The sequence below is a fragment of the Micromonospora sp. NPDC005161 genome, assembly GCF_053599855.1.
The window spans coordinates 1-13451 of record NZ_JBSFYQ010000080.1 but is presented as its reverse complement, the minus strand read 5'-3'; the positions used below and the strand labels follow the sequence as shown (position 1 = coordinate 13451).

Genomic DNA, 13451 nt, shown 5'->3' with positions numbered 1-13451 from the left:
GGCGTCTACCCTGTATCCGGCAGCCACCGCTGCGTCATGGTCAGTCCACACAACCGTCCATGATCGACGGTGGCTGCCCTCGTTCCCACACCGCATCGAGCCACAGCTCAGCCAAGGTCAACAACCCCGGCTGGAGTATTAGCGGTGACGAGGCGGCACGACCTCACGGACGCGCAGTGGCAGCGGCTCGCTCCGCTGCTGCCTGCCGTGTCGGGTAACGGTCGTCCGCCGAAGTGGGAGAAACGGCAGCTAATCGATGGGATCCGGTGGCGGATCCGGATCGGCGCGCCGTGGCGTGACGTCCCGGCCGAGTACGCGCTCTGGCCCACCGTCTACGGCCTGTTCCGCCGCTGGCAGCGAGACGGAACCTGGGACAAGATCCTGTCGGCGTTGCAGGCCGCCGGTGATGCGCAAGGGCCGGTTCGGGTGGACGGTGAGCGTGGACTCGATGACCAGCCGCGCCCATCAGCACGCCGCCGGCGCCCGCAAGGACGGCCACCTGCAGAAGGAACCGCCCGGCGGGGTGCACGACGAGCCGGCCGATCAGGCGCTGGGCCGTTCCCGTGGCGGACTGACCACGAAAACGCACCTGGCCTGTGAGCAGGGCCAGAAGGTCCTGTCGATGGTGGTGACCGCGGGGCACCGCGGTGACAGTCTGCAGTTCATCCCGGTCCTGCGCCGCATCCGGGTCACCCGCCTCGGGGTGGGCCGGCCCCGGACCTGCCCCGATGTGGTCCTGGCCGACAAGGCCTACACCAGGCGCGGCAACCGCCGCTACCTGCGGACACGCGGTATCAAAGCCTGCATCCCGAGCAAGAAGGACCAGGACGCCCACCGCAAAGCCAAAGGCTCCCGCGGCGAACGCCCACCCGCCTTCGACCGAGACTTCTACCGGCTACGCCACGCCGTCGAGAACGGCATCGCGCGTCTCAAACGCCACCGCGGCGTCGCCACCCGATACGACAAGTTGGCCGTCCGCTTCCAAGCCGTCCTCACCATCACCATCATCACCGAGTGGCTCTGACCTGCTTATGAAACACGCCTTAGGCCGGAGAGGTGTACACGCTGCGGGTCGGCGCGGTCGGCAACTCCTAGCAGAATCCTCGGCCCGCTGGCCGCCGACGCGCGACACAGACGCGTCAATAACGCAACGGGTGCGGTGGACGGTGCCGTGGCCCCTTCCACCGCACCGCTACATCCACCCGTCGCCCTTCATCGCGGTCGGATTGGTTGGCTTATTTGATTCGGCCGAGGCGGCGGACTAGTTCCTCGACCACGGTGTCCAGGGGCGGCCAGGGGAACATGGGCGTCGCGGCGCGGAGGGCGACGGCGCCGTGTAGGCCGGTCCAGATGAGAGTGGCGTCGCCGAAGGGGTCGGTGCTGGAGGAGCGTCCGCCTTGGACGGCCTCGGCGACCGAGTCGACGAGTGGCTGGAAGGCGCGCATCCTGACCTCGCGCAGCGGCGCTTCCGGGTTGGGACTGCGGCCGAACAGCATTCGGTAGCGGCCGGGGCAGTCGGTGGCGAAGCGGGCGTACGCCTGGCAGCCGCCCAGCAGGCGGTCGACCGGGTCGGTGTACGCCGCGACCGCGGTGCTCACCTCCGCGCTCAGTTCGGCGAAGGCGTCGTCGATGACCGCGTCGACGATCGCCTCCCGATCCGGGAAATGCGCGTAGATCGACGGCGCGGCGATGCCCACCTCGCGGGCGACAGAGCGCAGCGTCACGGGCTCATCGGAGCCGGTCTCTTCGATCATCCCTGCCGCGGCGCGCAGGATGTCCTCGCGCAGCAGTGCGCCCTGGCCACGACGGTTGCGGCGACGGGTGCCGGCGGCCTCCTCAGCATTCTTCACGCCCGTAACTTTACACCTGTTAGTCGATGATGCTAGCCTAACGCCGGTAAGCTAACGGTCGTAAGGTCAATGAAGGACGTGGCAGCCATGAACGCGAACACCGAGACCGGTCACCCTCGCCGCTGGGCCGCACTGGGCATCCTGGCCCTGTCGCTGGTGGTGGTGACCCTGGACAACACGATCCTCAACACCGCGCTGCCCACCCTCGCCAGCGCGCTGCACGCGGGCACCGCCGACCTGCAATGGATCAACAACGCGTACACACTGGTCTTCGCCGCGACGCTGATCATCGTCGGCGGCGTGGGCGCCCGGATCGGCTTCCGCCGGGCGATGGCCGCCGGCATGCTGATCTTCGCGGGCGGTTCCGCCGCCGCGGCACTGTCCAACACCCCCGAAACGCTGATCGGCTTCCGCGCCGTGATGGGGCTGGGCGCCGCGTTCGTCATGTCCGCCACCCTGGCGATGATCATCCAGCTCTTCCGCGCCCGGGAACGACCCAAGGCCATCGCGATCTGGTCGGCAGCGGCCGGCGTCGGCGTGGTACTCGGACCGGTCACCGGCGGACTGCTGCTAGACCACTTCGCCTGGGGCAGCGTGTTCTGGGTGAACCTGCCCCTCATCGCGCTCGCGCTGACCGGCCTGCTCGCCGTCGTCCCCGCCCTGCCCGGCCGCCGCGGCGGCCGCCTCGACCTGGTCGGCGCGGCACTGTCCGCCGCCGGGCTCGCGCTCGCCGTGGACGCCATCACCCGGGCACCCGAACGCGGCTGGCTGTCCGGTACCACCGCCGCCGAGGCCGGCACCGGCCTGCTGCTGCTGGCCGCGTTCGTCGGCTGGGAACTGCGCACCCGCGAACCGATGATCGACGTACGGGACTTCGCCCGGCGCGGGTTCGCCGTGGCCGCCGCTTCCCTGGGCATCACATTCTTCGCACTGTTCGGCGCGCTGTTCGTGTTCACCCAGTACCTGCAGATGGTCCACGGCTTCAGCCCACTCAAGGCCGGCCTGGGCGCGATGCCCTTCGCCCTGACATTGGCCGCGACCTCAGCCGCCAGCGCGACGATCAGCGCCCGACTCGGCACCCGTTACACCGTCGCGGTCGGCCTCGCCACCGTCGCGCTGGCCCTGGTCGCGCTCTCGCAGGCCACCGTCGGCACCCCCTACCCGGTGCTCGCCACCATCATGGGCTTCATCGGCGCCGGCATGGGCATGATCATGGCACCGGCCAGCACGATCACGATCAGCGCCGTACCCCAGCAGCGCTCGGCCGGCGCCAGCTCGATCAACAGCGTCGTACGAGAACTCGGCGGCGTACTCGGCATCGCCGTGATCGGCACCATTGTCGCCTCCAACTACCGCGACACCATGCGGACCTCCACAGTCCCCGGCGCCAACGAGGACCTCGCCGAGGCACACCAGGCCGCCGGCCACCTACCTGCCGACGTGGCCGGCTGGCTGATCGCGGACGCCAACGACGCATTCACCGCCGCCATGAACACCGGCACCATGGTGGCCGCAGCGATCGCCGCAGCCGGTGTCCTCGCCGCCCTCATCTGGCTCCCCAGCCGCCCCGCGCCGGCCCCGAGCACCCCCACCCCTTCGGCCCACCCTGAAGCGACGAGGGAACTCTCGACCGTCTGACATAGACACACGACACGCCGTCGCGGTGGCCGACCAGCCGCCGCGACGGCTCACCCACGGGCCACCCAAGCATGAACACGCCAGCTTTCCCACCCGCCGAACCCCGGTCCATGCCCTCTGTCTCCGAGCGAGGCTCGGCGACGACGGCGCTGTTGCGTTGCGGGTCAAGGAGATGGCGAGCCCGTTTCGGGTCCACGGTCAGATCCCGTGGGCCAGCTCGGTGAACGCGGCAGCGACCCTCTTCGCTGGCGGGACATCGACGGAAAGTTCGTAGTGACCGCGTCGTAAGTTCTGCATGAAGGCGTGTCCGGCGATGATCACTTGTGCGGTCTGGTCGGTCCAGAGTCCACGCATGGGTCGTAGCCGGTGTTTGAGCTGGCTGTGATCCGCCTCGATCGGATTGTTCGCGTACCGCTCGACGTGGTGCCAGGCCGAGGGGACCAGTTCGTCGAGCAACGCGGGGTAGACCGGGGCGGGGCAACTTCCTTCCTAAACCGTGTGTCGCAGGGCCTCCAGCAAGGCAGGCTTGCAACCCTCGCCCGATGGGCAGGCATGCCGGTCAGCGTGCGAGCCTGTCTAGAGCGGCGGATATGGCGTCGTCGGGCGCGTCCGTTCGGACCTGGCGGATGACGGTGCCGTCGGCGTTGACGAACGCGATCACGCCTGACTGCGCCGCGTCGACCTCTGCCATGTCGAAGAACCAGACCGCCGGCCGAGGGATCGCGGCATAACCAACTGGAACGGTAACCTGTCCGGCCTCCTGCTCGATCTCCGCGATTGGTGCCGGGGCGTCTTTGGACCCGAACGGCTTCCATAACAGGCCAATGACGGCCGGCCGGGAACTGGTGGTCAGCGCAAGGACGCGCTGAATCCCTGTGAGCACGTGCGGCACGTCACCGACCACGACCACCGCGGGCTCGCCGAGGTACGCCGCCCAACGGAGGTCACCGCCGCCGAGCCGGGCCACGGTGAAGTCAGGCACCTGCATATCCCCGACCGGTTCCGATCCCTCTTCGGGTTCCATGCGACCGGTGTCGCCCGGGTTCTTCCCGCAGGCAGCTTCGACGACATGCAGGGCCACGGTGTCCGGCGGCGGAAGCGCCGCACGGGAAAGCTCCGCACCTACCTTGCGCAGCTGCTCCGCTGCGGCGACGGCGGTCGCCGTGTCATCACCGGTCACGGCGACGGTGACCAGCGAGTCACCGGTGAGCAGGACGAGCGCACCGCCGAAATGCGCTGCTGGGACGCCACGGACCGGCGGCAGGCGCCTGCAACCGACGGCCATACTCCACGCTGAGAAGTCGAGCGGCTGATTGATGACGTCGAGCGGGGGCGAACACCCGTCAACGGCCGCGAGACATGTCCCGTAGATCGCGTCGACCCGGCCGGTGTCGTCCGCGCCCACCTCGGTCAGCGGCCAATCACGGAACCGCGGGCCGAGGTAGTAGACCGGCCGTTCGGCCTCGGCGGCGATCTCGCTGAGGCGCTCCTCAACCTGCTCGGGTTTGGGTGACGTGCCGGTCCCGCAACCGGCAACTGCAAACATCAACACGGCGGTCAGCCACATCGGTGGCGCCCGCCGACGCACCGTCATATACCAAAAGTAAGACCGCCCCCCGATGCGGGGATGGACCGGAAGGCTAGCGACTCATGTCGTAGTTGACGCGTGGTGGACAAGATGACGAGGGGCCCACCGGCTGGTGGGGCCCCTCTCGGCGCGTCTGTGGGGTCAAGAAGGCGCCACGTCAGCAGAAAATCAGCGAACGCTGTGGTGCGCGACCGACTCCAATGGTCACAGCCGGCATGACACCGAGGGCGGGACCACAGGGAACGACACCCGCTGACACTGCCCGACAACAGTGACCACGCTCCCCCGGCGGGGGTCGGGCTTAGCTGGACGTGCCAGCGGCGGCGCTGTCGACAGCAACGCTGACAGCAATCGCCCCGGACGCCGACGCACCACCGAGACCAGGGATGGACGCTGCTCCGAGCTGACGGCCGCTCCCAGGCGGGGACGGACATGCCGCACACAGCTTGTAAGCGAGGCGTCAAGGCCCGGGTCAGCCGCGGCAGGCAGGTCAAAAGACCGTTCACTCAGGGGTTGACAACGTTGGTTGTCGAGCTGATTCTGAGGTGAGAGGCCATTGGCGAAGGAGCCCATGATGCGGGAACTGACGTCGGACGAGCGGCAGGAACTACGGCGGGAACTGAGTGCTGTCGCCGCCAGTTGGGCGCAGCGGCTGAACGCGTCTGGCATGGATGCCCAGCGCGGTGCAGACCAAGAGCGGAGCCTCCCGGATGGGATGCGGACTCACCTGGCCCGCATGGCGGCAGGGGAGCAGATGCGTCGGCTTCTCGCCGACCTCGTATCCGCCAGCGCAGAGCAAGCGGCGATGTGCGGGGCCGGCTATCCCGAGCTTGGGGCAGCGGTAGGCGCCAGCCGGCAAGCGGCGCGCAAGCGTTGGCCAAACCTGTCGATCTCGAAGAGGCGCGCCAACGAATGGAAGCAACCGCCCGGGAGCATCGGCTGGGCCGGCAACCATCTGGGGTACCCGGGACCACCCGGGACCTGAGCGGTCTGATCGGCTGACGCCGGGTGGGGCAGCGAAGACGAGCAGCCATCCGAGCAGCCAAGCCGGCGAGCACGGGCTGACAATCCCGGACCGGGACACCACGTTAGGCACGACGGCCAGGCGGTGGAGCAGCACCATGGGACCGACTCGTAATGCGCAGGTCTAGGGGACGTCTCGTAACCCCGGCGTCTGTCTGTTGAGGACGATCGCCGATGATGCCTGGGTGCAGGTGATCTCCGCAGCGCGCCCCGAGTCGATCTTTCCGTTCACCGGGCTGCAACCGCCCAGTTCCGCAAGCTGGTCCGCCTGGTCGCCGAGCGTGGCGGGGACGCCATCGCTGACGGCCGGCCGGGCCGGCAGTGGGCCCTGGACCTGCCCGACCGGGTGCTGCTGGTCGCGGCGTACTGGCGCACCAACCTGACCATGCGCCAGATCGGCCCGCTGTTCGGGGTGTCGCACTCCGCAGCGCACCGGGTCATCGACACCCTCGGCCCGCTACTCGCACTCGCGCCGGTGCGCCGGCGGCCGGTCGACCAGATCGCCATCGTCGACGGCACGCTGATCCCGACCCGGGACCATCGACTGGCCGCGCCGAGCAAGAACTACCGGTACTCAACCAACCTGCAGGTCGCCATCGACGCCAGCACCCGCCTGGTCATCGCCCTCGGTGACCCGCAGCCCGGCAACCGCAACGACACGATCGTCTACCGCACCTCCGGCATCGACCAGAAACTGGGCCGACCGTCCGGTCATGGCCGACGGCGGCTACCAGGGCAACCGCGAGGTGATCATGCCGTACCGCAAGCCACGCGACGGCAGTCCGCCGCCGGCCTGGAAGGAAGACCTCAACGCCCAGCACCGCACCGTCCGCGCGCAGGTCGAACGCACCCTGGCAGGGATGAAGTGCTTCAAAATCCTGCGCGACTACCGCCGCGCCGCCCGCACATTGACCGACACCGCTTCCGGCATCGCACACCTGCACAACATCATCCTGGCAGGCTGACTCCCCAGCCCCCCGCCGGGCAACGCCTCCACCGTGTTACGAGACGTCCTTTAGCGACGGCAACGGGGACAGCAACAGAGCCGGGCCGCACCCCGCTGGTCCACGGAAGCGCTAGCGGAAGAGTTTCTCACTAGCGGTGCTGAACGCCTCGGTGGCCAGCTTCACTTGTTCGTAGCGGTCGGCAAACTCGCCGGCGTCGACATTCCCTCGTCTCCAATATGCTCCGAGTGCTTTGCTGGACGAGTTCAGCTCATCTAGAGCCTTGAGTACATGCTGGTCACGGCACAGGATGCGCAGCCGTGCTGCGGCTAGCCGAAACCCGCCGAGGTCCCAGCCGTCCACACGTCCGGGAAGCCCTAGCTCTCGTTCCTCCCACACTCGGTTCCGGAAATCCTCGGACATCGACACGAGCCGAGCGCACTGCTCGAGCATGAGCTCGGCCAGCCTAGCGTTGTTTTCACCTCGCCGAATCATGTGTTGTCCCAAGATCGCAATCCCAGCACCAGAAACGGCCGCGATAAGAGTCACCCAGGCATCCACACCGTCAGTCTCGCTGCTCGGGTCAACGTCCATGGGACCGCTCGCTCGACCACTACCGGAAGCAGCGAGGAAGCAGCGAACGTGCCGCATGCGGGCGACACGTGGCGACAGCGGACGGGGTGGTGGCCGCGCTGGGGGGCACGGGATGACAACCGAGGGCAGCAGACGATGCGACGCAACGGTGTTCGGGACGAAGTGCTCTAGCTCCCCGACACGTCGTCCGTCGCCGGCGCGCTGCTTCCTCGGTCAGATCGCTGTCCACCTGTCGTAGGCCGATCCCGAGCTCTTCGGAGGGCAAGCGGAGATGGAGAGTGGACGCTACGCTGCGAGTCTTCATCGCCCGCCCCCATTCGTACGGACACCAGTTGATCGTGATCCGACTCCGGTTCACCGATGGATCCCGACATGGTCCCGCTCCGGGTTGTACGGCTGCCGCACGAGCAGCGCGACCACCACGCGAACCCGACCCGGGCGTAACGCGCCTCCCCATCAGATAATGCAACGGCGCCCACGGGCTGACCTCGCTGGTCGCCAACCTAATCTCGCTCGTGGTGGTGGTGCTGGTCGCCCTCGTCATGGGCTTCCGCTCGGGGGCGGGCCCGCTGGAGTGGCTCGCGGTCACTGGCATCATGATGCTGGGTGTGGTCCTCGGCGCCCGGATCCTCGGCGAGTTCGGCGACGACCCGCACCGCCTCACCGACGCGAAAGCCCGTAAGAACTACGGCGGAGGGCCGGCTGGTCTGGCTCGCCACCCTGCTGCTGATCGGGGTGTCTGCCGGTTACGGGGGTATCGCGGTGGTCAACACGCTGCTGATGGCCGCGGCCGGGCGGGCCGCCGACCTGCGGCTGGTCCGGCTGGCCGGGGCGACCCGGCGGCAGGTCGTCCGGCTGGTCGCGGCGGAGTCGGCGCTGGTGGTGCTGATCGGCGCGGTGCTCGGCGGGTCCGTGGCGTTCGCCGGTCTGCTGAGCATCCGGGCCGGCCTCGCCGAGCAGGTCGGGGCGCCGGTCGACCTGGTCGTGGCCGGTGGTCGGTGGCGTCGTCGGCCTGTGCCTGCTTCTCGCGCTCGCGGCGTGCGTCGCGCCGACCTGGCGGCTGCTGCGCCGCCGGGCGGTCACCGAGCCCGCCGGATGACTCGTCTTCGTGACGCAGCTGTGACCTGGGGGGCCTGCGCAGTCACCGTCCGAAGTGGTCTGCTGAGCCCATATTCCCTGCTCAGGCGCGGGTTTGAGGCAGCGTCGCAGGGCTCAAAAGTGTTACATCGACGACTGGGCGGCCCGATCCGCCCAGCCTCACCCGCAGGAGGCAGCCGCGTGCGAATGAAACGAGCGAGCCGGATCGCGGCCGCGATGGCGGGCGTGACCGCGCTCGCCTTCACGGTCTCGGCCCCCGCACAGGCGGACGACCACTTGAACCTTCCCGGAGAGCCGACCATCACGCTGCCGATCAACGACAGCGCGGCGGGTGGGACGTACAACCAGGACTTCACCCGGGTGTACGCCAACACCACCCCCGACGGCACCCCGGTCTACATCTACGTCCCGGAGGGCACCCCGCTGGACGGCTCCGCGCCGGCCGGGGTGGCCAGCCTGGACCCGCAGTTCGACCACAACCCGGGCGACGGGTTCACCCCCTGCGCCACCGCCACGGCGGCCCAGTTCGCCCTCACCCAGGCGCAGATCGACTACGTCGGCGACAAGCTCGCCGGCCAGATCGTCGCCGTGGACGAGGAGCACTTCGGCCTGATGGACGCGGCCGACCCGGACGAGCCGGCCAGCGACTCGCTGGTGATGGTCCTCTACAACATCCAGGACGAGGCGTACTACGACTGCGCGCAGACGTCCTACACGGCGGGCTACTTCGCCCCGGACTTCATCGACAGCAACGGGATGAACGTCATCGTGGTCGACGCCCTCGACTGGGCCAACCGGGTCGGGCCGAACGACGCGCCGTGGCGCGACGCCGACCCGGCAAACGACCGGCCCGAGCTGTACGAGGGCACCGTCGCCCACGAGCTGGAGCACCTGCTGCACAACTACAGCGACCCGGGCGAGCTCTCCTGGGTCGACGAGGGGCTGGCCGACTTCGCCATCTTCCTCAACGGGCTCGACGCCGGCGGCTCGCACCTGACCAACCACCAGGTCTTCTACGAGGAGACCTCGCTGACCCGGTGGGGCGGCACGTTGGCCAACTACGGCGCCGCGTTCACCTACTTCCAGTACCTCTGGGAGCAGGCCGGCGGCAACGGCGACGGCACCTACACCCCGGACAAGCAGTACGACGCCGCCCGCGGTGACCTGCTCATCAAGACCATCTTCGAAGAGCAGGCCGACGGCATGGCCGGCGTGTAGGACGCCATCAACACCTTCAACGCGGCGACGGGTGCCAACCTGCGCAGCGCCGAGGCCCTGTTCCGGGACTGGTCGGTGGCGGTCTACCTGGACGACGAGGACTCGCCGGTCTACGACATCAAGGCATTCAACTTCGGCGACCCGGCCGACACGTCGTGGACCATCGACATCGCCGACGGTTCCTTCTGGGCGGGCCGGGGCAGCTACCAGGGAGCCACCCCGGAGGCGAAGTGGGCCCGGCTGAAGAACCGGCCAGACACCACCGCCGTGCCGTTCGGCATGTCGGTCGAGCGGTTCCGCAACCCGGGCCCGACCGTCGCGCTCGCCTTCGACGGCGAGGATGAGACGACCATCGCCCCGCACACCGGCACCACCCACTGGTACGCCGGCTACGAGAGCCAGTCCGACAACATCCTCGACGTCGACACCGCCGGCCCGGTTACCTCGCTGGACTTCTGGAGCTGGAACTTCATCGAGGAGGGCTGGGACTACGGCTTCGTCGAGGCCCTGGTCGGCGGCGAGTGGGTCACCGTGCCGCTGCGGAATGACGCGGGTCAGGTCGTCACCACCGACGACAACCCGCACGGCAACAACACCGAGGGCAACGGCCTCACCGGCACCTCCGGCGGCGCGTACTTCGTGGACGACCCGGTCTACGTGCACCTCACCGCCGCCGTGCCGGCGGGCGCCACCGACGTCCGGTTCCGCTACTCCACCGACGCCGCCTACCTGGACACCGGCTGGTTCGTCGACGACGTGCGGGTCAACGGAGCCGACGCCGCCCTCTCCTCGGCGACCGGTGACTGGTTCACCACCACCGGCACGCAGGACAACAACTGGACCGTCCAGGTGGTCGCGCACTGCGACCTCACGCCCGGCACCACCACGGCGGGGGAGACCACCGACGGCGCGGGCAACTGGGTCTACCGGTCCACCGGGGACCAGTTCACCGCCAGCAACCTGAAAACTAGGTGCGCCAACGGCAACCAGGACGACTTCGCCGTCCTGGTCTCCAACCTGCCGACCGGCGACCTGACCTTCCTCGACGCGGACTACACGTTCCGGGTCAGCAACACCGGAAACAAGTAGCCGCCACGGCGGCCGACGGCGGGCCCGTACCGAATCACCGGTGCGGGCCCGCCCGCCGTATCCGCTCCCGCCACCGGCCGGTCGCGACGACCCGTGGCGGTTGGCCTCGGCGCCGCGGCCGGTTCCCGGCGCGTACACCACCAGCCGAGGAGTGGCTCGCCCACCTGCTTGCCGGCCAGCAGTGGGTCAGCATGGTTGCCCGGGTCGCTGTGCTCCGGCTGGGATGCGCGACCCTGCCCTCCTCCCACTGATGCCACCGGCCGGCAGTTGACGGTCAGACGCGTGGCGGTCAACGCCGGCACCTACAAGACGTTGATGGGGTGGGCCGCCCGCTGGCCGCAGCGGCGGTCTGCCGTGGAAGGCGCCGCCGGTCTTGGCCGCGGCATCGCCCAGCTGCTCGTCGGTGGCGGCGAAGACGTCGTCGACGTGCCGGCCACGCTCGCCGCTCGCGCCCGGCTGCTGGACATCGGCGGTGCCCGCAAGAGCGATCCCGCCGACGCCGCCAGCGTCGCGCACGACGCGATGCGCCACAAGCGGTTGCGCGCGGTGGTCGCCGAGGACCACACCACACAGCTGCGGCTGCTGGCCGAACGCCGTGACGACCTGGCCGGTGAACGCATTCGCGTCCTCAACCGCCTGCACGTCCTGGTCCGCGACCTGATTCCCGGCGGCGCGCCGCCGAATCCTCCACTTAAGGACGCCCGGCCGACCGCTCGGTCAGCTCCTCGGATGGAGCGGCGCCACATCCATCCAGCCAGTTCACTGGATAACGGCTCGCGTTCGCAGCCGGCTCGATACTCTCGGCTTCGGGATCCACACGGACATCCGGAGCCACTCGATCGGCGAGATCGCCGGTGACGCGGGCGCTCGACGTCCCGGCGCGCAGCCGGCTCTCGCCACGACTGGCGCCGGGGGGACCTCTCAGGCCGATAGGAGCGCCATGCCCGGGAAGTTACGATCGCCTGTCCTGCACCTCGTCGTTTGCCACGCCGAGCCCGCTGTCGAGCTCGGACCGTTCATCACGGCCTGCCAGGAGTTGAGGTGGGAGGTCCACCTCATCGCCACCCCGGACGCGGTCGACTCGATCGACCGGGACGGGCTCGCCGATCTCACCCACCATCCGGTACGCGAGGACGACCAGCCGGAGACGCTCCATCCCCTGCCGCCGGCCGACGCCTTCGCCGTCGTGCCCGCCAGCTTCGACCTGGTGAACAAGTGGGCGTACGGCCTCAACGACAACCTGGGCCTGCGGCTGCTCAACGAGGCGATCGCCGTCGGCCTGCCGGTCGTCGCCGTGCCGGCCCCGGATCCGGCGCTCGCCCGGCACCCCGCCTTCCTGGAGAGCCTGGAGCGGCTGCGGCACTGGGGCGTGACGGTGACCCGGCCCGCCGAGCCCTCCGAGGTCGCCGACCCGGTTCCGTGGCACGCCGCCGTACAGGTGATCTCCGCCTGGACGCGGTTCGCCCGGGTCCCCGGACAGCCCACCGGAGAGCGACAGCGCACCGCCGACAACTTGGCGCGGCAGTCCGGCTAGCGCCTCATCATGCAGCCTTGAACGGGTAGTCCGGGTGGCGGATCTTGGAGTTGATGACGAATCCGGATTTCGGTTGGGCGCGGTAGTTGCGCCAACGGATGTACGCGCCGATGGCGGTGTCCTGCTCGGCGTGGGTGCGGTGGTCGGTGCCGCTGAGCGCGAAGTATCGGACGGCGGCGAACTCGGCTTCGATCCAGTTCAGCCAGGACGCGTAGGTCGTTAGGAACACCAGGTCGACCTGGTTGAGTTCATGGCTGACATGACAGACATCTGTCCTGCTAGGACAGGGCCGACCAGACTGAGGTCGGAAAAAGCTGGCGGCCGACCGTGCCTTCGCAGCGTCCGGTCCCGAAGCCGCTAGTCGCCCGATGTCGCAAGTCCGCCAACGGGTAGAAAGCGCCAAATTGCCCTATGAAGATGCGTCGGCCCTGAAAAAACGGCTCAGCGCTTCGCGTTCCGCGCCACCCAGAACACGATGAGCGCCGCGATGACGACGATCAGAAAGACGCATGCTATCCCCCCGATGATGCCCATATCGCGAAATTACCGTGTTGTGCACAGCGGGGACTCGGTTTCGAGGATGGGGTCCGACTTCGAGGCGACACCCGCCCGCGCTCGTCCAGCCTCGGCCGCCACCGTTGAGGTCAACGACTGATGTCAAGTCGCCGCCGCTGTCGGGCTCCCTGCGCGCTGAGGGTGACCCCCGTCGGGGGAGCCGGGCACTCCTTGTCCGCCCTTGGCAGCCGGTGTCGCGCTGCGCCTCTGCGCAGGTGCCCCTAACCTCGGTCTTTCGCTAGTGGTTGATCATGGATCGTTCGGGCATTAGTTGATCTCTGTCTGCGGTTGGCCGAGTGTGGGCATGGTGATGGCCCGGC

The 13451-nt window shown here is 68.8% G+C and carries 12 protein-coding genes and 2 pseudogenes; 9 read left to right on the top strand and 5 right to left on the bottom strand.

Going from position 1 to position 13451, the window contains the following annotated elements:
- Window positions 1-144 precede the first annotated feature (144 nt).
- A protein-coding gene (locus tag ACWD5O_RS35645) for an IS5 family transposase (protein WP_450088011.1) occupies window positions 145-1024 on the top strand; the annotation gives its coding sequence in 2 pieces (ribosomal slippage) (window positions 145-411 and window positions 413-1024; 879 coding nt in all).
- A 211-nt stretch (window positions 1025-1235) separates the two neighbouring features.
- On the opposite strand, the gene ACWD5O_RS35640 is transcribed toward ACWD5O_RS35645, so the two are convergent.
- The gene (locus tag ACWD5O_RS35640; RefSeq protein WP_450088010.1) at window positions 1236-1850 is read right to left on the bottom strand and encodes a TetR/AcrR family transcriptional regulator; all 615 of its coding nucleotides are present in this window, start codon (window positions 1848-1850) and stop codon (window positions 1236-1238) included.
- Between the two features lie 87 nt (window positions 1851-1937).
- Between ACWD5O_RS35640 and ACWD5O_RS35635 the strand changes: the two genes are divergently transcribed.
- Window positions 1938-3488 (top strand): DHA2 family efflux MFS transporter permease subunit, encoded by a 1551-nt coding sequence (locus ACWD5O_RS35635; protein WP_450088009.1) that lies wholly within the window; start codon window positions 1938-1940, stop codon window positions 3486-3488.
- 198 nt (window positions 3489-3686) lie between these two features.
- Here ACWD5O_RS35635 and ACWD5O_RS35630 read toward each other — a convergent pair whose 3' ends face one another.
- Complete coding sequence (locus tag ACWD5O_RS35630; protein ID WP_450088008.1) at window positions 3687-3944, bottom strand: DDE-type integrase/transposase/recombinase; 258 nt, start codon at window positions 3942-3944, stop codon at window positions 3687-3689.
- A 103-nt stretch (window positions 3945-4047) separates the two neighbouring features.
- On the bottom strand, window positions 4048-5055 hold the full coding sequence (locus ACWD5O_RS35625) for a hypothetical protein (RefSeq protein WP_450088007.1): 1008 nt from the start codon (window positions 5053-5055) through the stop codon (window positions 4048-4050).
- Between the two features lie 595 nt (window positions 5056-5650).
- Between ACWD5O_RS35625 and ACWD5O_RS35620 the strand changes: the two genes are divergently transcribed.
- Both ACWD5O_RS35620 and ACWD5O_RS35615 read left to right on the top strand, forming a co-directional pair.
- Window positions 5651-6061: a hypothetical protein gene (locus tag ACWD5O_RS35620; RefSeq protein ID WP_450088006.1), complete on the top strand. Its 411-nt coding sequence runs from the start codon at window positions 5651-5653 to the stop codon at window positions 6059-6061.
- Window positions 6062-6284: 223 nt separating this feature from the next.
- Window positions 6285-7064: pseudogene (locus tag ACWD5O_RS35615) on the top strand (transposase family protein).
- A gap of 111 nt (window positions 7065-7175) precedes the next feature.
- Here ACWD5O_RS35615 and ACWD5O_RS35610 read toward each other — a convergent pair.
- The gene (locus ACWD5O_RS35610) at window positions 7176-7637 is read right to left on the bottom strand and encodes a hypothetical protein (RefSeq protein WP_387330909.1); all 462 of its coding nucleotides are present in this window, start codon (window positions 7635-7637) and stop codon (window positions 7176-7178) included.
- A 473-nt stretch (window positions 7638-8110) separates the two neighbouring features.
- On the opposite strand from ACWD5O_RS35610, the pseudogene ACWD5O_RS35605 reads away from it, so the two are divergent.
- The 5 genes and pseudogenes from ACWD5O_RS35605 to ACWD5O_RS35585 form a co-directional block, all read left to right on the top strand.
- Window positions 8111-8242 (top strand): annotated as a pseudogene (locus tag ACWD5O_RS35605) (ABC transporter permease); the annotation flags it as partial.
- A gap of 1 nt (window position 8243) precedes the next feature.
- Window positions 8244-9953: a hypothetical protein gene (locus ACWD5O_RS35600; RefSeq protein WP_450088012.1), complete on the top strand. Its 1710-nt coding sequence runs from the start codon at window positions 8244-8246 to the stop codon at window positions 9951-9953.
- A gap of 75 nt (window positions 9954-10028) precedes the next feature.
- Window positions 10029-11042, top strand: coding sequence for a hypothetical protein (locus ACWD5O_RS35595; protein ID WP_450088005.1), 1014 nt, complete (start codon window positions 10029-10031; stop codon window positions 11040-11042).
- Between the two features lie 93 nt (window positions 11043-11135).
- A complete protein-coding gene (locus ACWD5O_RS35590; protein WP_450088004.1) occupies window positions 11136-11900 on the top strand; it encodes an IS110 family transposase in 765 nt (254 codons plus the stop codon).
- Window positions 11901-11982: 82 nt separating this feature from the next.
- On the top strand, window positions 11983-12576 hold the full coding sequence (locus ACWD5O_RS35585; RefSeq protein WP_354967873.1) for a flavoprotein: 594 nt from the start codon (window positions 11983-11985) through the stop codon (window positions 12574-12576).
- Window positions 12577-12583: 7 nt separating this feature from the next.
- On the opposite strand, the gene ACWD5O_RS35580 is transcribed toward ACWD5O_RS35585, so the two are convergent.
- Entirely contained in the window at window positions 12584-12805 is a 222-nt protein-coding gene (locus tag ACWD5O_RS35580; RefSeq protein ID WP_354967874.1) for a transposase, read from the bottom strand.
- Window positions 12806-13451 lie beyond the last annotated feature (646 nt).

Excerpts from the sequence above, each read along its gene's own strand:
- ACWD5O_RS35635 (WP_450088009.1), top strand. The coding sequence starts at position 1,938 with ATGAACGCGAACACCGAGACCGGTCACCCTCGCCGCTGGGCCGCACTG.
- ACWD5O_RS35620 (WP_450088006.1), top strand. The coding sequence starts at position 5,651 with ATGCGGGAACTGACGTCGGACGAGCGGCAGGAACTACGGCGGGAACTG.
- ACWD5O_RS35585 (WP_354967873.1), top strand. The coding sequence starts at position 11,983 with ATGCCCGGGAAGTTACGATCGCCTGTCCTGCACCTCGTCGTTTGCCAC.
- ACWD5O_RS35610 (WP_387330909.1), bottom strand. The coding sequence starts at position 7,637 with ATGGACGTTGACCCGAGCAGCGAGACTGACGGTGTGGATGCCTGGGTG.
- ACWD5O_RS35625 (WP_450088007.1), bottom strand. The coding sequence starts at position 5,055 with ATGTGGCTGACCGCCGTGTTGATGTTTGCAGTTGCCGGTTGCGGGACC.